The following is a 17,894-nucleotide window of genomic DNA, read 5'->3' as shown; positions in this document are numbered from 1 at the left end:
CAGGCTTGCCAACCGCTCCAGCGAGCCTGAAGTCACTGAAAAGGTCACCCCCGGCCTAGCGACAGTCACTGCTGATAATCGTAGAACGTGAAGCCTTCAGGCCGTGCCGTCCACTTCATTTCGGAGATGAAGCAGTGCCTTAATTAGACCAAGGCTTTGCTGGCTTCGGTAAACGACGGAGGCGCACTATCGACCAAGATTGTCTTTGTCGGTGCCGTCCTCCATGATGGTTGCTAGTGCAATTCTGATGTCACTCTTGAGTTTTATCCACGCTCTTTCGAAGCGAAACCGACACCGCTATCACTCCGTCAGTCAGGCAGAGCCTCGCGTCGTTTGAAAATCCTTCGTCTTCCAGCTGCGTGAATCAGCTCTCTCGCAAGCCGACCGAAGATCCGAAACCTATATCCCCGCTCCCGCCACGAGCTTGAGGTACGCTGGATCCGACTACGCGGACGCGATTGTGCAGCAAGTGTTCAATATGGAAATTGGTGTCGATATCGTTGAGGACTATCTCAGGACTCCCGGTGGCTTCGACTGCTATCGGCGTTCGACCGGATGGAACCCGCAGAAACCGCACAGCCCCGCACCGGATCTGAAGACCTTCGTCTGCGGCATCGGCAGAGGAACTGGCTCGCGCGGCGGGAAGCACGCTTATCCTCCCAGAACACGGATCGCGCTGGTATAGTCCTGGAAAGCGCGACGGAAAGCGACTTGCGATCTTTTCAGCGAGCACCTCTGGAAGCCGATGGGTGCGAAATCTGATGCTGTGATCACCGTCGATCACCTCGGCACGGCGCGCGCCGCCGGAGGCATGTCAGTAATGGCCCGCGACCTCGCCTTAACCGGCGAGCTCGTGCGGAAGGATGGCGGAGGCCTTTATTCCGCAAGTGTGGATTGGCGACCTTTGGACCGGTGGCATTTGGAACGCCTGGGAAAACGGAGATCAGTCGGTCCTGTTCGAAAACGGCAGCTACCGCAATTATTGGTTTGAGACCGGACAAGGGAAGTTGGCCGTCATTGGTGTTACCGCGTTGGGTTTGGGTCGATCCTGCTACCGAACCGTCGTCGTCAAACTGTCGTCACAGGCCTTGCCCATCGACGCCACACTCGACCATACGATTATCGCGTGTTGCGAAAGATCTCCCACGCAGATTTGTAACCGGTCGCCCGAACGTAAGAAGGCACCTGCGATCGGCGCGCGGTTTGACGAACTCGACCTAGTCAGTGAGATTTAAGAATGATCCGACCACAGGAGCGAGGCTTGAACAGGAAGCAAGATCAAACCTGAGAAATCGCTACGGCTTGGGCAATTGACGCAATCCAGATGATGATTGCGGCCATCGCGATCATCCTTTCAGGCGCTTTAAAAAAACTACGAAATTCCATTGGACTTGCTCCTTGAGTTTGGAGCTTGAATATTTGAAAATGAGCTGCTGGTACGTTACCGAGGGAACAGCGAAAAGGTGATCGGCAGCACGTGATAACAGACGGGGCTTTTGAGAGCCTGATGTCGAGTTCACCGTCGAGCTGTTCGGTGCAGCTCGATCGAAAGCCGGTTTTGGCGCTAGCCTCCAGAGACCTAAGCTACGAACCACCGAGCAGCACGGTCGGCTTTTTGTGATCGCGTCACACCGCGATCAATAACGGGGGATCGAGCGCGGACTTCCATGGCTATTGCCTGTAGTCTGTAGCCGCGTCATTTACTCAGCTCGCACGGCTCGGAACTTCCGCACTCTTGCATGTGATCCACACGTCCTGTCAGAGCACCAGCGTCGATGACCATTGCGTGAGTGATCGAGGAATAACCAGCCGCAGTTCGGACCTTCGCACACCCGGATGGGGCGGCGCTCCCGTCGCGATGTCAGCAGATTTGCTGCCAGCCAACCAACCCGGATTGTAACGGAGTCTAGGTGGCGGGCAGGGGAGTGGCGCCATTCGATCGTGTCATCGACGATGGCCAAACTACGTCGCTCTTGTGCCTGCCTTGTAAACTCGTTGAGCAGCTCAAGGTCTCTTACGCGAACCGCCTCGTTACTAGTCTCCGTCAAAAGAATTCGATGCAGGGTCTCTCGCAGCTCTCTGGCGCGGATCAATTCCCTCTCCGCATCAGAAGGTGAATTTGTCGCCAGCGAAAGCAGCGTGCGTTGCTCTTCGTCATCTATGACGTCGAGGCGCCTAGCCCATGAAACTAGATCGCTGTAGCTGGTCAAAAATTCAGGACCCCATCGCGCGCCACGGCTATCAACCGTGTTGACGAAGTCGAGTGCCGGATGGCCGCCGAGCAGGCTGATCTCGCCGATGGTTTTATGTTTTGTCATCTCAACAATATCGGAACGTGGAACGATTTGGGCAAGAGCAGGTTGTAACGGCCTAAAGGGGTTTTATCCGTTACCGAAATTGGAGACACCATGGCCTCTCGTTTAAACAAAAACCACCTCCGCTTTCTCATGCTCTGCATCATCTGGGGTAGCACATGGATCGCGAGCAAGGCCGGAATCGAAGCCGTTCCGCCGCTGCTTTTTGCGGCAACGCGCTTCATCGCGGCAGGGCTTCTATTGCTTGTTTATGGCTGGATGAGGGGCGAGGCTACGTCCGTGAATATTGAAGATGGCATGCGCTTCATCGCTGCTAGTATATTGATGATCACCTTGTGCTACGGGCCTTTGTTCTGGGGCATGCAGTATATCGACACGGGCACGGCCGCGGTTCTGGAGATGTCGCTGACACCCATCGCTCTACTGTGTTTCGCCTTGTTGTTGCGGGAGGAGAGGATCGACATCAGGCGGATCCTGGCGATCCTGCTTGGTGTCTGCGGTTTGGTAGTTTTGTTTTGGCCGTCGCTTCCAGACGGAAACGGATCGAAGCCTGATGCTTTTCCCGGAGCGAGCCTGTGGGGCGGGCTGGCGGTCGCGTCAGCGGCATTTACCTATGGCTACGGCTCGGTGCTCGCGAGGCCGTTGCTGCGATCCTATCCGGCAGTTTTCGTTGCCGGAATCACGACGCTGGTGGGTGGCATCGCGCTGATGATCGCTGCACTGATCGTCGAGCCGGGCGCCGTGGCCGCTGCTTCTGGAAACTGGGGCATAAGCGCTTGGACGGCGTGGTTTTTCCTTGTGATCTTTGGCTCTCTTGTCGGGTATACGACCTACATGCGGCTGTTGCGGGACATTGGCGCGTCGCGTGCGGGAAGCTATGCCTTCGTCTCTCCGGTGATCGCCGTGGTGCTCGGCGCGCTGTTCTTTTCCGAACAGGTTACCGTGTCCGACGTGATTGGCATCATCGTCATGCTGACCGGTGCCTACCTCGCTATGGCCAAGGCGCCGACCGTCAAAGGTGCCCTGGTCGACACCTGATGTCGGAAAACATTGTCCGTGAGTCAAAGCTAATCGTCTGATCCTCGACTATGTGTCTAAAGCATGTCGCGATCTTACAGATTCGCTCGTCCGCAATAGGTTTTTGTTCTTTCGCATGTCTTTCCGGCAAACCGACGCACAGTTTTGCGAGACATGCTTTAGTAAGGAAGCCGTAGCTATGTTGTCTGAAGTCTCGTCAAACATGCGTTGAATGGGGGCGGCGAACTATGCAACGGCAGATATCCAGGGCAGCAGTTCGTGCCATTTCAAGACCACCACCTAGCAGCAGCGGGTGTAATGGAACGGCGCCTGGGCGTGCAACAGCAAGTCTTGCCTTTCACCCGAATTTCGGAAACCTGGCTGTGTGGCGGCCTCTTCGGCGAAGCTAACCCTCCGGCATATTCTCGTGACGGTTTCTCTGTGGACCTCAGACGCTCACCGCATGCCAAAAGGGAACCAGAGCCATTGGCCGAGGGTTCCACACTCTCAGAGCGGTTCATCACATCGGAGGGAAACTCATGGCTCAGACCGTTGGCGACTTTATCATCTCCCGGCTCTATGCGTGGGGTGTGCGACGGATGTTCGGCTACCCAGGGGACGGAATCAACGGCGTATTTGGAGCATTGAACCGCGCGAGTGACAAGATCGATTTCATCCAAGCTCGACATGAGGAAATGGCTGCCTTCATGGCATCCGCTTATGCAAAATTCTCCGGCGAGCTAGGCGTATGTATCGCGACCTCTGGGCCAGGCGCGACACATCTCGTGACCGGGATGTATGACGCTCGGGCGGACCATCAACCGCTTCTGGCCATTGTCGGCCAGCAGGCGCAAGGCGCGATTGGCGGTCACTACCAGCAGGAAGTCGACATTGCTGCCTTGTTCAAGGATGTTGCGCGCGATTTTGTTCACCAAGCCTCGACGCCCGCGCAGGTGCGCCATTTGATCGACCGTGCCGTCCGGTTGGCATTGGCAAACCGGACAGTGACGGCGCTCATTCTGCCCAATGATTTACAGGAGATGTCCTACGAGGAACCTGAGCGGGCTCATGGGGCAGTACATTCGGGCTTCGGTTATCGCCCACCTATCGTCGTCCCGCATCAGGAAGATATCCAAGCGGCAGCCGATATTCTGAATGCCGGCGAGAAAGTCGCCATCTTGGTCGGCGCTGGAGCGCTTGGCGCGACGAATGAGGTAATTTCTGTGTCAGACCGGCTTGGTGCAGGAGCGGCGAAAGCGCTGTTGGGCAAAGCCGCTCTAGCCGATGATCTGCTCTGGGTCACAGGATCGATTGGATTGCTCGGCACGAGGCCTTCGTACGAGTTGATGCGCGACTGCGACACGCTGCTGATGATCGGATCCGGTTTTCCGTACTCAGAATTCCTTCCGAAAGAGGGTAACGCTAAGGCTGTTCAGATCGATCTCGATGCCGGAATGCTCTCGCTGCGTTACCCAATGGACGTCAACCTTGTCGGTGACGCGGCCGAGACATTGAAGATGCTTTTACCGATGTTGAAGCAAAAGGACCTGAAATGGCGCAACATGATCGAAAAGAGTGTTGCGAAGTGGTGGAAGCTGTTGGACGAGCGCGCACATGCGGAAGCGAACCCTGTCAATCCGCAGCGCGTCGCATGGGAATTGTCCTCTCGACTCCCGAACAATGTCATCTTGACTAGCGATTCCGGCTCTTGCGCCAATTGGTACGCGCGCGACATCAAGATGCGGTCGGGGATGATGGGATCGCTTTCGGGCGGCCTGGCATCCATGGGAGCTGCCGTTCCGTATGCCATTGCCGCAAAATATGCCCATCCCGATCGTCCGGTGATTGGTTTAGTCGGCGACGGCGCCATGCAAATGAATAATATGGCCGAGCTCATCACGGTCGCCAAGTACTGGCAGACCTGGGCTGATCACCGCTTCGTCATCTGCGTCTTCAACAACGAGGACCTTAATCAGGTCACCTGGGAACAGCGAGTAATGGAAGGGGATCCGAAATTCGAGGCGTCGCAAAGTATCCCGAACGTACCATACCACCAGTTCGCCGAGCTGATTGGATTGAAGGGTATATACGTCGATCGGCCAGAGGATCTCGGTCCGGCCTGGGACGCGGCCCTCTCCGCCGACCGACCGGTCTTGCTTGAAGTCAAAACCGACCCCGACGTTCCGCCGCTCCCTCCGCATCTGACGTTTGACCAAGTGAAGAATCTCGCATCGACTCTTGTCAAAGGAGACCCTAACCAGGGCGGGGTTATTCGTGGGACTGTCCGCCAAGTGCTGAGTTCTGTCTTACCCGGAAATGGGGACTGACAAGTTCAGAATATTCCTTAACGGGCTCCAAAGTGCGATAGCTACTGTTGATACCGGCAACGCCGATCTCACCAAAACCTGTGTGAAGAACAAAAACAGCGGCCAGCAAGAAGCCGCGCCCATAATGATCATCGGCTCATCAACATCCGTCAAAGTTGTCTCAAGCTAGAACCAGTTCGCGGTCCCCCAAATAAACCCGCGAAACAGAATGCCGCGAACTTACCAATTCAAATATGTGGCGGAAATGATCACTGTCGATCACACGAAGGCTGAAGAGAAGCTGCAGGCGACCCGTGCCAAAAAACGTTGAAGTGGCTGAGCTGGTCACACCAACTATCGAAAATGCTGAGCATTTGCATGCGACTAAGGGATAGGCGTTCGACGCGGGGTGCATCGATATGCAGGAGCAAACGCATATGGAAGCGGTTGCCTGTTTCATGCCTTTGCTTGCTCAGGAGACGACAAGTCGCTCGTCGACTTGCCATGGAAAGCCTCCCGCGCCCTTAGACACATCCTTCACTGCGAAGATATTGATCACAATGCACTGAGCACACGCGCGTTTTTGGATCGAGCCGAGCGCGTGACCTCAATCACGTCTCGAGCGTGCCCCTGACGAGCATCAGAACCACTCCTTGACTAGAGCTCCCGCTGCACCCAAAACCGGGTCAGTCTGAGGCAAAGGTAGGGCTTTGATGGCCGAGAGCATCTCGTTGTTAGCAGCCGACCTTTGGATATCCGCATGCTGACCAGGAGGATAGGCACCCACAACCTCGAATTTGCTCGAGCTGCCGAGGTTTTTGTGCCCGGTTCCAGCAGGAAGGATCAGGCAACCGCCCTTTGCCACCATGAACTTGCGTCCGTCCGGACCACCTATCAGCAAGGTCGCGGACCCGCTTCTTACGCCCAAGACCTCATGCGCCCCTGTGTGGTAATGCTGGAAATCAAAGACGCCGTCTGTCCAGATGCCGGACCAGCCATCTTTAACAAACAGCGCTTCGAAACTCTTTCCATCTGACAGATCAACCTTGTAGTGCAGGACGGGCAGACGCTGATTGTTCGGTACCCAGTGACTCGGTTCAAACACCGTCCTACCGACACCCATGTCGTCATCCCCTCAAGTTCGACGCTGGCTCGTCGCTCTCGTCGTTCAACGAAGGGAGATAAGTTTCAACGTCCCGGCGCTCCCGGTCGGACAGAATTGCGATGTTTTCAATCCAGAACCGGCCGGCTTCCGGAGTGTCGCCGTCCCAATCGCGCGAAGAACCAAGGTTGTCGTCGATGACTGCTACTCGACGACCACCGAGGCGCCGATACTCGTCCGCGAGTTCCTTTGTAGTATTTCCCATTGCAATCTCCTTTATCCCAATACCGCGTGAGGAACACCTGGACGCCGCCATCGTTCCGGAATGACTGTGAGACTAAGGTTCGCATTCGGATACAGCCGAGGGCACTCCTTGTTCGACGTCGTGCAGGAGCTGGATGGGCAAGAACCGCACATAAGAGGCGTGATAGCCAATGATCAACAATAGGATAAATTCTCCTTACAGCCGATCAATCTGAGTAGCGCGAACTACAATCTCGTCCTGTGCTAGTTGACGCTCAAGTCGCTCGCGATATTCGCGCCACCAATTGCGGTCAAGCTGTTCGGTCATAACCTCGGCAATCACGATTCGATCGAATTCGAACATGCCGTTGTCGACCCAGGCGCCCTCGGCGGGGGTGCTAGCATGCAGCGTAGCTCCTCCAAAGCGAGCGGTCAGTTCGTTTCGAATGTCCTCAAGCGCTTCCTTCATAGGTACGTTGGAGACAGGAAGAAAAATTTCAACTAGATGCGCCATGAGCGTGCTCCAACTTGAATCGCTGTATTTAACTGGCGCACGGGTCATCAGTTCCTGGAACAGCGTGTCGCGTAACGTGTTTCGCTTGTGAAATCCCGCTGTCCTTAAGCGGCGCTAAATCAGTGAATACAGAGGGACATCTTCATGGAGTTTTATTCCCCGTATAGCCACGGCTTTGTCCGCTGCGCCGCTTGTACACCGACCTGCGAGGTGGCTGACCCCGATTTCAACGCTCAAGCTATCATCGAACTCGCTCGCGCAGGGCACGATAGACACGTGGCACTGATGGTTTTTCCGGAGCTCTGCGTCTCCGGCTATGCGATCGACGACCTGCTTGGCCAAGATGCCCTTCTCGATGCCGTTGAGGCGTCGATCGCAAGGATCGTCTCCGCCAGCCAGAAACTCACTCCGGTTGTTTTGATCGGCGCTCCCCTGCGACATGAGGGCCGGCTCTTCAATTGCGCCTTGGCAATTCATTCTGGAAAAATCTTGGGCGTCGTCCCCAAAACCCATCTGCCGAACTACCGGGAATTCTACGAAAAGCGATGGTTCGCGTCCGGTCGTAGCGTGCGAAACGCTGAAATCTCTGTTGGGGGGCACATTACACCGTTCGGTGTCGATCTGCTCTTTGAGGCCCGAGAGGTCCTTGATTTTGTCTTCCATGTCGAGATTTGCGAGGATCTCTGGGCGCCAGCGCCGCCGAGTGATTTTGGCGCTCTAGCTGGTGCGCTCATCTTGGCCAATCTTTCGGCAAGCAATATCACGGTCGGCAAGGCCGACGTTCGCAAGCTGCTTTGCTCCGCTCAATCGACAAGAACATGGGCAGCTTACCTTTATTCGGCAGCCGGTCCCGGTGAATCGACTACTGACCTTGCGTGGGACGGCCAGGCATGCATCCACGAACTCGGCGAGTTGCTTGCCGAGACTGCCCGGTTTCCAACTGGCTCACAGATGTGCATCGCTGACATCGATCTTCAGCGCCTCAGACTGGAGCGCATGCGCACAGGTACTTTCAACGATGCGTCAGCCCTACGTCTCGACGACAAGCGGTTCCGACAAATAGAGTTTGACTTCAAAGCTCCGAGCGTGCGGATGGACCTCATCCGCCCGGTTGCTCGCTATCCTTTCGTTCCGGCCGACCCGGGCCGCCTCGACCAGGACTGCTACGAGACCTTTAATATTCAGGTTGAGGGCCTGATGAAACGGCTGCGGACCACCGGCATTGAGCGACTCTGCCTCGGGGTTTCCGGTGGGCTCGACTCTACTCACGCGCTTCTGGTCGCCGCGCGGGCTTTTGATCAGCTGGGCTGGCCACGCGCGGACATTCTTGGTTTTACAATGCCAGGTTTCGCGACTGGAGACGCAACCAAAACAAACGCGTGGGCGCTGATGCGGAACCTTGGAATTACTGCTGAAGAAATTGATATCCGGCCACTTGCCAGCCAGTTGCTGAAGGACTTGAAGCATCCTTTCGCCGCAGGTGAGCCCATCTACGATGTCACGTTTGAGAACGTCCAGGCCGGCCTTCGTACCGATCTTCTGTTCCGCGCGGCGAACCAGCGTGGTGCGTTGGTGCTTGGAACAGGCGACCTTTCCGAGATTGCCTTAGGCTGGTCTACCTACGGGGTCGGCGATCAGATGAGCCATTATAACGTCAACGCTTCGGTATCAAAGACGCTGATCCAGCATCTCGTCCGTTGGGTGATCAAGTCCGAGCTTTTCGACGATCATACCGATAAAACCCTCGAGAACATTCTCGACACGGTGATATCGCCAGAACTTGTCCCGGCCGACGATCGGGGCAATATCCAGAGTACCGAGGACAAGATAGGACCTTATGATCTGCACGACTTCTTCCTGTTCTATATTACACGGTTTGGTCTGAAACCTTCGAAGGTGGCTTACCTGGCCCACGCCGCTTGGAGCTCCCGCGAGAACGGTCTTTGGCCGAGCCACTTCCCTGAGACAAAGAAGCGGGAGTTCGACCTGCCTGTCATCAAGCACTGGCTCGAAAACTTTCTGCTTCGCTTCTTCACCACCAGTCAGTTTAAGCGATCTGCATCGCCGAACGGACCGAAGGTCACATCGGGCGGATCATTGTCGCCCCGTGGCGACTGGCGTGCCCCATCCGACGGCAATGCGAAGGTATGGCTCAAGGAGCTGAAGGAAAATGTTCCGGACTAAAGGGGGAACTTCCGATCGTCCCGCAGGTTTGTCGGCGTGAAGGGAACGAAAGATGAGGGATATCGGAAACTGGCGCCATATCTGCGTAGACGCGCAGCGAATGTTTGCTGAAGATACCGCTTGGCATGTGCCTTGGATGTCTCGAGTGCTGCCGCAGCTAGAGGAAGTTTCACATCGGCATGCCGAAAGGACGATATTTACCCGCTTCATCACACCGGTCCAAGCTGATGACGCAAGTGGTGGGTGGAAAGAGTACTACCAAAAGTGGTGGATGATGACCGGTGAACATCTCCCACATGAGCTGTTGGAGTTGGTCCCATCATTGCAAACTCTCGTTCCTCCGGCTCGCATTTTTGACAAACCGACTTATTCGCCGTGGATAGACGGCAGACTGTTATCTCACTTAGCAAGCGAAGCGGTTCAGACCGTCGTCGTCACCGGCGGTGAGACCGACGTGTGCGTCTTAGCGACTGTGCTCGGAGCCATCGATCGCGGCTTTTACGTCATCATGCTTAGCGACGCGGTCTGTAGCGGCGCTGACGAAACTCATGATGCTGCCGTCAATCTGCTCGGCGACCGCTTCTCTGTCCAACTCGACCTGATGAAGACCGAGGACTTCCTGTCAGAGGTGCGGGCCTAGCGATCGCATTCCATCTCGAGGTCGGTTCCGATTGACCGGATCCTCATCGCTGGCACTTTGTCTCCCATGAATGAAGGAAAATGTTATGCCGCTAAAAGCCCTTGCCTTTAACAGCACCCTGAAACCCTCGACTGCGTCGGAAGCGTCGTCGACAGGAAAGTTGCTCGAACTCATCGCAGAAGAGTTCAAGAACCACGACGTTGAATTTGAAGCCATCCGTCTGGCTGACCACGATATCAAGCCCGGTGTCACGTCGGACGAGGGCGAGGGCGATGCCTGGCCGCACATTCGGCAAAAAGTGCTACAGGCGAACATTCTTTTGATTGGGACACCAATTTGGCTCGGCCAGCCGTCGAGTGTCTGCAAGCGAGCCCTTGAGCGCATGGATGCGTTTCTAGAGGAGATGGACGACGGGCGCATGGTTTCCTATGGGAAGGTGGCCGCCGTGGCCGTTGTCGGCAATGAAGATGGTGCCCATCACGTCTCAGCTGAAGTCTATCAGGCATTAAACGATGTCGGCTTTACCATCCCGGCCAACGCGGTCGCATACTGGGTGGGCGAGGCGATGGGTTCGACGAACTTTGTTGATCTGAAGCAGACGCCGGAGCCAGTTCGAACAATGATCTCGATGCTCGCGCGCAACACAGCCCATTTGGCAACTCTTTTAAAGAACTCGCAGTACCCCAGCGAACAGCGCTGAAGCTATCATGCGCGGCCAGCATTAAAAGTCGCGTCAAGGTAGATTCCTTCACTCGTGGAACCTGCAAACCGACTGCATGAGCGAAAAGAAGGAGCCTCGGGACGGACGTCCCCCAGTTCAGCCACAACTTCAAGCCCCTCGGCGGAACGCCGAAACACTCGCCGCTTGGAGCGTCCCCTCATCACTTTGGTACGACATCTTTCGCATTGGGTAGGACACCGACGCCTCGGATATCCTGTTGATCACTTCGCGACAAACCGTCGATATGTCAGTTCCAAGGCTGACCGATGAAGGGACAGAAGGCCCTCCAACGCGGTAGCGAACGACGCCCGGCAAGCTACGACGGTTTGGTCAACATGTTGACCAGATCCTCCCTTCTGAACGGCTTAGTCAGTCGAGGCAGATCCGGCGCTACGTCTTCAACGTCCGAGTAACCTGAGACTACCAGAACCTGCACGTCAGGGCGGGCTGCAATGATGGATCGCGCGAGTTCCGTCCCGGTCATGCCCGGCATGAGATGGTCGGTAACCAGGAGCCTCGGCGTTAGTCCATGTCCAAGTAGTTTTAGAGCGTCCTCCGCAGATTCCGCCTCGATGACGTCATATCCCAGCTCGCGCAGCATCTCCGCCGTGCTCAGGCGAACCAGACCTTCGTCGTCGACGAGCAGGGCAACTCCGGAGAGGGCGGTTGTTGCAACAGTCGGTGGATGCTCCATGTCGTAAAGGCTTCCGCTGCTCACGGGCAGCCAGATTTCAACATTGGTACCAACCCCCTCGCGGCTCTTGATCGTGAGCATGCCTCCCGACTGGAGCGCCAGGCCGTGTACCATCGACAGCCCGAGCCCCGTTCCCTTACCGAGACCCTTTGTCGAAAAGAACGGTTCAGTTGCGCGCTTCAAGGTCTGATCGTCCATGCCGCTGCCTGTATCGGAAACCGACAAGCAGATGTAGTCTCCCTTCGCAAGTTCAGAGGGCCTTGTTTCCCGGCCCGAAGATGCTTGAGCGGTTATCCTCAGCGTTCCGCCATCTGGCATCGCATCGCGTGCATTGACTGCAAGGTTCAGGAGCGCCATCTCCAACTGGTTTCGGTCGGCCAAAACAGGTGGAAGATGTTCCCAGACGTCCACTGCGATATGGATCTGAGGTCCGGTGGTGCTTGATATCAACCCGGCCATCTCGTGGACAAGTTCTCTCACATCGACAGCCGTAGCTTGTAGCGGTTGCCTGCGCGCAAACGCCAGCAATCGCTGCACGAGCAAACGGGCGCGCTCTGCAGCTTGAGCGGCGCCCGCGACCATACGCTGCTCCCGCTCTCCGCCAAGTTGTTTACGCTGCAGGATATCGAGGCTCCCGATGATCGGCGTCAGGAGATTATTGAAGTCGTGCGCCACGCCACCAGTCAGTTGTCCGATTGCCTCCAGTTTCTGAGCCTGTCGGAGCTGTTCTTCTGCTAGGGATAAGCGTTCCTGCTCTTTCAGGAGTTCTGTAATGTCTCGACCAATTAGATAGGCGCCACCGACCGTCCCATCTTCGGCGAGGACCGGACGGAAGCGCATCTCATAGGCGCGTCTTTCGACGTCGCCCTCTCCCCACCAGCCAGTCTGATCAAATGCTTCACCAGCGAGAGCGCGATCCCACACTGCCTTTGCGCCGTCTCTTTGAGGTGGAACATGGCTAAGCAATTCAAGAAGGCTCTGTCCTGTGTGGGGCCGGATCCCAAAGACCCGTTCATAGTCAGCCTTGGCCGCGGGATTGACGCCCAAGAACCTGTAGTTGCGGTCGATCATCTGGATGGGAGAGTCAGTATCCTCAACGATGCTCGCATAAATGCGCCGTTCGGCAAGGCTCTGATTCACGCGTTCCTCGAGGGTTGCATTTACGGCGCGCAGAGCGCTTTCTGCGCGCGCGCGCTCGATCAAGGCCCACGTGCGGTCCGCAACCTCGGACGCGATGGCTACTTCTTCATCCGTCCAACGCCGCGGCTCGCCTTCATGAACATACAAGATCGCGACCAGCCGGTCTTCTTTCAACAGTGGAGCGACCAGCAACGATCTGGTCCCGATGCTCGCATAACCATCCGCGTAAGCTACGGACACGGGGTTGTCGTAAACCGAATCGAGACGCAGCATGCGTCCGCCTTTCAGCACAGCGATGATGGCGGGACCGAATATTTCTAGCCGCCGCGTCTCGCCGCCGAGCGACGGCATCTCGCCATTGCTCCAGTCGCGCTCCACCGTGACGTATTCTTGGCTCGCGTCGATCTCGCCGTAGCCAACTCTTCCTACAGACAGAAATTCCCCAAGCAGTTGCGCCGACACCTGCTTGATTTCCTCGGCGCTCGATAGTGGGCGAAGCTGGTCAGACAAGGTTAGCAGGAAGGATTGACGCTGTGCGAGGGCGTGCAGGTTGGCTTGAGCATAAGCGCGCTCGAGCGCTGACCACGTGCGATCTGCCACTTCTCGTATCAGCGCAAGTTCCTGTTCGGTCCAATCCCGGGGTTCTTTGTTATGTACGTAGAGCGCAGCGACGAAGCGGCCGCTACGGATCAAAGATACTGTCACCACACTACGGATTTGAAGAGCCTGGAAGGCCAATGCGCTTTGGGGATCCGAAACCCTTGCATCGGTGAAGGAATCGCAGATGACAAGCGATACGCCGCCTCTCAAAGCGGCTAGCACCGCTGGTCCAAAAGCAGCGAGATCATGCGTTCCGCTTTGACGTTCTACCGTACCATCAGTCCAGTTGCTAGGCGTCGTAAAGTAACGCTCGCTGTCGTCGACCCAACCATATCCTACGCGGCTCACGCCAAGATGCGACCCAATAGCCCCTTGGGCAATCTCGATAATCTCTGACGCATCGCCGGTATTGTGAAATGCTGTTTGCAGATCCATCAGAAAAGCCTGCCGAAGCCTCGCGGTCACGGCCTCGGTCGTTTCGCTGCAGACGCATAAAGCAGCAGCGATATTGCCATCTTCATCACGAATTGGGCTGTAGGAAAACGTGAACCAAGCCGGTTGGAGTGTCGGCCGGTTCAGCATGGCCTTCATATCCTGAAAGAGAGTCGATTTCCCTAGAAAGGCGTCATCGATGACAGGCGCCACGTGCTCGGTGACTTCGGGCCAGACCTCGAAGAACGGCCTTCCCAGCGCAAAGGGATGGCGAGACCCCAGGATTGGTACGTAGGCCTCGTTATAGATCAAGCGACGATCGGCGCCGATCACGATGAACATGGGGAAGGGTGCATCGGCGATGGTGTCGATAACACTGCTCAGGCGATTGCCCTGCTTCGCGATATATTGCTTGAGGTCCTCATACGTTTCATGTTGCTCGCGCAACAGTCGCTCTAGAATTTCACGCACTGATGAGTCCCCACGCCGTCCGATTTAACTTTGCTCTAATGGCTAGACATACCGCTCTATGGAGATCAGCAAAGGTGGTGGTTAAAGATTGACACCTACATGTGGAAAGCGGCTGGACGCAACAAGAATGCTGTGTTTTTCAACGTGCTCAACTACCAGTGATCATGCCAGGAATCCGCTATTTCTACCGGCAATAATGGCGAATTGCTCGATAGATGGTTGCCATAGCCAGGCCAATAAGTGCGGCGTTCGTTGATCCGATCACGAGCACCCAATATCGATGATCGGCTGTGACTGAACGAACCGTGACAGATGTCTACACGCTTCAGCGCGGTAAATTGCGCTTATACTCGATCGCGCTAGGGCCGTAAAGGCGGCCCCAGCGCATCTCTTTCCGGAGCAAATCATTAAGAATCAAATAATTGGGCAGCCGGGACGATTTGCAAACCTGATCTGCTCTGGCCCGCGTCGAGTGAAGCCTCGCACCGTAATGCTCCGCTCGGTCATCCTAACGACCTCGGCTCGCCTCAAACCCTCGGCGCGCGCTGCGGCTCTGGCTTCACCAGCCTCGCAGCCGCCCCGGTCACGGTAGCGATCTCGAATGACAGGCTTGATGCCATCCGGTCCAATTCTTAGTTCCACATCTTGAGCGAAGGAAGCAGGGGCGAACGGAAGCCCTGAGCAGGCGATGGCGACGGCCACGGCTACATGAGTAAAACGCATCTTTCAGTCCTTTCTTAAATTATATGCGCAAAAACCCATTGGCCTCTCTAAGGTTCCGCCAAGACTTCACTTTCAATGCATCGAAATCATCGGATCTCGTCGCTTGGGTGACTGTCGTGTTCGCTGAGCGGCTCGTAATTTCATCGGATGTTGGCCGACAGCGGCTGAATCCGGCCGGGCGCATGCCGACGCGGTCATCGCGACGGCGCGTGTTGTTTGCAGCAGTCTGACGCTGAATTGCTATTCCGTGGGTGACGAGGTAAACGCGCTCGGCATTCTACCATCGGCGGTTCTGGCTGAGGGCTTCACAACGGAGGATCGCGCGAAGCCAGCGATAACAGCACGTCAGCTTGTCGTTGGCGATCGACTTGATCTCGTGCAAAAGCTCCCTCACGTTCGTGATAGCGCATCTTCCAATGCACGATATCAGGGTCAGTGTTTAGTGAGACGAGGAACCATCCTAGCCGTACGTCGCCGACCGCAAGTCTTACGGTGGTGACGGAGATGTCTGAAAACTCCTGCGCCAAAGCTTTCGCTTCCGGATCATATGTCCGCGACCCATCGACCTCATAAGCAAATGTCTCTTGTGGCCCGGCAACCAGACTCAGAAGGGTATCCGTCAACCGCGCGTCGCTAACGAGTTTAGGAAGGGCCTGCCCGACGCTGCCGTGAGCTTGGACGCGGTGATAGTCCCATCCGAACACAGGGAGTGGGACCCCGTCGTGGACACTTGCTGCTCTCCTGTATTGGCGAAGGGACACGTTTGATGTTCCCTTGACAATATCGCCGATCACTCCAACCGCCTTCGCCCAAACAATCGCGCGCTGAAACATTTGATATTTCCTGATTATGCATACGACCCTAAATGCCTCTGAAATTATACTAGGTCCTTTTGACAAAGTAGATCCCTAAACCAGTGGAAGCATGATTCAAGACTGCTTTTTAGGAGGCGGTTTTGGCACGCGGCGACCTGACGGATATGGAATGGCGGATCATCGAAGGGCTTTTGCCGTCGGAGCGCGGTAGAAAGCCCCGGCCCGCGCATGCCAATCGACGGTATCTGCACGGCATGCTACATGATCTGCGGGTCGGCTGCCCCTAGCGCGATATGCATGACGCTTTGGAAAGTGGAATTCCGCCTATGTGCGCTTCCGCCGCTGGGCGGAACAAGGGGTGTGGGATGCACTGCTTGAAACGCTGGTCGAGTTGGGGCTGGCCGACGACCGGCAGCACATGATCGACAGCACCACAAGTTCGCGGCCACTCTCAGGCTGCGGGCGCTAAAGGGGGACTTATAAGGAGGCTTTTGGTCCATCACGTTGCGGCTTTTCTACGAGAATCCACGCCCGCGCAGACGGTCAGCGACGCCCCCCCCCGGCTTCATCCTGACACGCGGAGAGGCTTCCGACTACAGAGCTGTTCCTGACCTGCTGGCGATGCCCGTTGGCAGACCGAGGCGGATTCTTGCCGACAAAGGATATGACGCTGACTTTTACGCGAGTAGTTGCTGCTCCAAGGGACCAGGCCGGTCATCCCGCCGAAGGCCAACCGAAAAGCCCCGCCCGCCTGCGACTTTAGAGCCTACAGGGATTGAAACCGCATCGAGCGGATGTTCTATCGGATCAAGCAGTACCGTCGTGTTGCCACCCGATACGACAAGACCCGAAAATCTTTCAAGGGCTTCCTCGCCCTGGCCGCCGCAAAATATGGTTGCCATACTGTTGTCAACAAGACCCAGGTTTGTCCGGGTAACTCATTTGGAGGCTAAAATGTCGACTGTTGCTTTGGTGGGAACGTCGTCCTTTGATCGGTTCTTCAATCCAGCCCACGACGCGTTGCAACGGCGTGGCCATGGTGTGGCACGGTTCGTCACGCGCGAGCAACTGCTTGCCGCCGTTGATGCACTGCAGTCTTTGGAAATCCTTGGCGCGACCTCAAGCTTTGCAGCCGACCGGGAACTGTTTGCCAGGATGCCGCGTCTGCGCGCACTGGTTTCTCCGTTCACAGGGGTCGAAGGGTTCGATGTTTCGGCCGCGACGGAAAACGGCATCCTCGTGGCAAATGGCCAGATTGCGGAAAACACCGTCAGCATGGCCGAGGCCGCAGTTCTCTTCACTCTGGCTTCGCTCTATGACCTTCATGGCACGGAGCGCCACCTTCGCGAAAACCTGCCGCGTCCCTCGCAGGTCCGTGCGCGCATGCTCATGGGAAAGACAGTTGGCCTGATAGGCTTTGGCAAAATTGGACAAGCTATCGCGGAACGACTGTCTGTATGGGGCGTGAGGCTCGTCGCTTCGGTACGCACGACGCGATCGATGCCCGCCTACATCACCTCCCAGAGCCTCGATGAAGTGCTCGCGACAAGCGATGTCGTTATCATGGCGGCTGCACTCACTCCTGAATCACGGGGGATGCTCGATCTTGACGCGTTGCGCCGAATGAAACCGGACGTGGTGTTTGTCAACATCACGCGGGGCGGCATCATTCCCGACGATACACTCGCCACGCTCGCCGCAGAGCGACCGGCTATGCGCCTTGCCCTCGATGTGTTCGACCCGGAGCCGTTGAAAGAGGATAGTCCGCTGCGCGACCTTCCGAACGCCATCCTCACCCCACACATGGTGGGACATACGGTCGAGTCGCAGATGCGACTGCGGGAGGCATTTTGCGAGAACCTTCTCGCGGTGGCAGAGTGGCGAGTGCCTGAATACGTCGTCAATCCGTCTGTGATCGAACCGTGGCTGGGAAAACAGGACAGCCCACAGCTCTGATTCCGTCCGAGCTTGTATCAG

General features: G+C 56.4%; 14 protein-coding genes and 1 pseudogene. 8 read left to right on the top strand and 7 right to left on the bottom strand.

Translation table 11 applies throughout. The features are described 5' to 3' along the window. Nucleotides 1-863 precede the first annotated feature (863 nt). Nucleotides 864-1,235, top strand: coding sequence for a hypothetical protein (locus tag BLX89_RS22235; RefSeq protein WP_075293155.1), 372 nt, complete (start codon nucleotides 864-866; stop codon nucleotides 1,233-1,235). 465 nt (nucleotides 1,236-1,700) lie between these two features. On the opposite strand, the gene BLX89_RS22230 is transcribed toward BLX89_RS22235, so the two are convergent. Continuing rightward, complete coding sequence (locus BLX89_RS22230; protein ID WP_075293154.1) at nucleotides 1,701-2,318, bottom strand: CGNR zinc finger domain-containing protein; 618 nt, start codon at nucleotides 2,316-2,318, stop codon at nucleotides 1,701-1,703. Nucleotides 2,319-2,447: 129 nt separating this feature from the next. On the opposite strand from BLX89_RS22230, the gene BLX89_RS22225 reads away from it, so the two are divergent. Both BLX89_RS22225 and BLX89_RS22220 read left to right on the top strand, forming a co-directional pair. Continuing rightward, a complete protein-coding gene (locus tag BLX89_RS22225) occupies nucleotides 2,448-3,353 on the top strand; it encodes a DMT family transporter (RefSeq protein ID WP_245292900.1) in 906 nt (301 codons plus the stop codon). 518 nt (nucleotides 3,354-3,871) lie between these two features. Further along, nucleotides 3,872-5,659 (top strand): thiamine pyrophosphate-requiring protein, encoded by a 1,788-nt coding sequence (locus tag BLX89_RS22220; RefSeq protein ID WP_075293152.1) that lies wholly within the window; start codon nucleotides 3,872-3,874, stop codon nucleotides 5,657-5,659. A 619-nt stretch (nucleotides 5,660-6,278) separates the two neighbouring features. On the opposite strand, the gene BLX89_RS22210 is transcribed toward BLX89_RS22220, so the two are convergent. The 3 genes from BLX89_RS22210 to BLX89_RS22200 form a co-directional block, all read right to left on the bottom strand. Continuing rightward, on the bottom strand, nucleotides 6,279-6,761 hold the full coding sequence (locus BLX89_RS22210; RefSeq protein ID WP_075293150.1) for a cupin: 483 nt from the start codon (nucleotides 6,759-6,761) through the stop codon (nucleotides 6,279-6,281). Nucleotides 6,762-6,765: 4 nt separating this feature from the next. Further along, nucleotides 6,766-7,005 (bottom strand): hypothetical protein, encoded by a 240-nt coding sequence (locus BLX89_RS22205; RefSeq protein WP_075293149.1) that lies wholly within the window; start codon nucleotides 7,003-7,005, stop codon nucleotides 6,766-6,768. A 195-nt stretch (nucleotides 7,006-7,200) separates the two neighbouring features. After that, entirely contained in the window at nucleotides 7,201-7,497 is a 297-nt protein-coding gene (locus BLX89_RS22200; RefSeq protein WP_075293148.1) for a hypothetical protein, read from the bottom strand. A 144-nt stretch (nucleotides 7,498-7,641) separates the two neighbouring features. Here BLX89_RS22200 and BLX89_RS22195 point away from each other — a divergent pair, with 144 nt between their 5' ends. The 3 genes from BLX89_RS22195 to BLX89_RS22185 all read left to right on the top strand — a co-directional run bounded on the left by BLX89_RS22195 (nucleotide 7,642) and on the right by BLX89_RS22185 (nucleotide 11,021). Further along, nucleotides 7,642-9,681, top strand: coding sequence for an NAD(+) synthase (locus tag BLX89_RS22195; RefSeq protein WP_075293147.1), 2,040 nt, complete (start codon nucleotides 7,642-7,644; stop codon nucleotides 9,679-9,681). A gap of 52 nt (nucleotides 9,682-9,733) precedes the next feature. Next, on the top strand, nucleotides 9,734-10,321 hold the full coding sequence (locus BLX89_RS22190) for a cysteine hydrolase family protein (protein WP_075293146.1): 588 nt from the start codon (nucleotides 9,734-9,736) through the stop codon (nucleotides 10,319-10,321). A gap of 85 nt (nucleotides 10,322-10,406) precedes the next feature. Next, entirely contained in the window at nucleotides 10,407-11,021 is a 615-nt protein-coding gene (locus BLX89_RS22185) for a flavodoxin family protein (RefSeq protein ID WP_075293145.1), read from the top strand. A gap of 337 nt (nucleotides 11,022-11,358) precedes the next feature. Here BLX89_RS22185 and BLX89_RS22180 read toward each other — a convergent pair whose 3' ends face one another. The 3 genes from BLX89_RS22180 to BLX89_RS22170 all read right to left on the bottom strand — a co-directional run bounded on the left by BLX89_RS22180 (nucleotide 11,359) and on the right by BLX89_RS22170 (nucleotide 15,935). After that, a complete protein-coding gene (locus BLX89_RS22180) occupies nucleotides 11,359-14,379 on the bottom strand; it encodes a GAF domain-containing protein (RefSeq protein WP_143523726.1) in 3,021 nt (1,006 codons plus the stop codon). Nucleotides 14,380-14,793: 414 nt separating this feature from the next. Beyond that, nucleotides 14,794-15,102: a hypothetical protein gene (locus tag BLX89_RS25175; RefSeq protein ID WP_075293143.1), complete on the bottom strand. Its 309-nt coding sequence runs from the start codon at nucleotides 15,100-15,102 to the stop codon at nucleotides 14,794-14,796. Between the two features lie 305 nt (nucleotides 15,103-15,407). After that, nucleotides 15,408-15,935 (bottom strand): hypothetical protein, encoded by a 528-nt coding sequence (locus BLX89_RS22170; RefSeq protein ID WP_075293142.1) that lies wholly within the window; start codon nucleotides 15,933-15,935, stop codon nucleotides 15,408-15,410. Nucleotides 15,936-16,057: 122 nt separating this feature from the next. Here BLX89_RS22170 and BLX89_RS25515 point away from each other — a divergent pair. Continuing rightward, nucleotides 16,058-16,870, top strand: a pseudogene (locus tag BLX89_RS25515) (IS5 family transposase). Continuing rightward, a complete protein-coding gene (locus tag BLX89_RS22155; protein ID WP_158025992.1) occupies nucleotides 16,824-17,873 on the top strand; it encodes an NAD(P)-dependent oxidoreductase in 1,050 nt (349 codons plus the stop codon). Before BLX89_RS25515 ends, BLX89_RS22155 begins: the two are co-directional and overlap by 47 nt. The last annotated feature ends 21 nt before the right edge of the window (nucleotides 17,874-17,894 follow it).

This window comes from Pararhizobium arenae, from assembly GCF_001931685.1.
GTDB lineage: Bacteria > Pseudomonadota > Alphaproteobacteria > Rhizobiales > Rhizobiaceae > Pararhizobium > Pararhizobium arenae.
The sequence above is the reverse complement of the archived record's forward strand: the minus strand, read 5'-3'. Positions and strand labels throughout refer to the sequence as shown.

Bases quoted from the DNA above. Each gene is read 5' to 3' on its own strand.
- BLX89_RS22235 (WP_075293155.1), top strand. From the start codon at position 864: ATGGCGGAGGCCTTTATTCCGCAAGTGTGGATTGGCGACCTTTGGACC.
- BLX89_RS22230 (WP_075293154.1), bottom strand. From the start codon at position 2,318: ATGACAAAACATAAAACCATCGGCGAGATCAGCCTGCTCGGCGGCCAT.
- BLX89_RS22225 (WP_245292900.1), top strand. From the start codon at position 2,448: ATGCTCTGCATCATCTGGGGTAGCACATGGATCGCGAGCAAGGCCGGA.
- BLX89_RS22220 (WP_075293152.1), top strand. From the start codon at position 3,872: ATGGCTCAGACCGTTGGCGACTTTATCATCTCCCGGCTCTATGCGTGG.
- BLX89_RS22210 (WP_075293150.1), bottom strand. From the start codon at position 6,761: ATGGGTGTCGGTAGGACGGTGTTTGAACCGAGTCACTGGGTACCGAAC.
- BLX89_RS22205 (WP_075293149.1), bottom strand. From the start codon at position 7,005: ATGGGAAATACTACAAAGGAACTCGCGGACGAGTATCGGCGCCTCGGT.
- BLX89_RS22200 (WP_075293148.1), bottom strand. From the start codon at position 7,497: ATGGCGCATCTAGTTGAAATTTTTCTTCCTGTCTCCAACGTACCTATG.
- BLX89_RS22195 (WP_075293147.1), top strand. From the start codon at position 7,642: ATGGAGTTTTATTCCCCGTATAGCCACGGCTTTGTCCGCTGCGCCGCT.
- BLX89_RS22190 (WP_075293146.1), top strand. From the start codon at position 9,734: ATGAGGGATATCGGAAACTGGCGCCATATCTGCGTAGACGCGCAGCGA.
- BLX89_RS22185 (WP_075293145.1), top strand. From the start codon at position 10,407: ATGCCGCTAAAAGCCCTTGCCTTTAACAGCACCCTGAAACCCTCGACT.
- BLX89_RS25175 (WP_075293143.1), bottom strand. From the start codon at position 15,102: ATGCGTTTTACTCATGTAGCCGTGGCCGTCGCCATCGCCTGCTCAGGG.
- BLX89_RS22170 (WP_075293142.1), bottom strand. From the start codon at position 15,935: ATGTTTCAGCGCGCGATTGTTTGGGCGAAGGCGGTTGGAGTGATCGGC.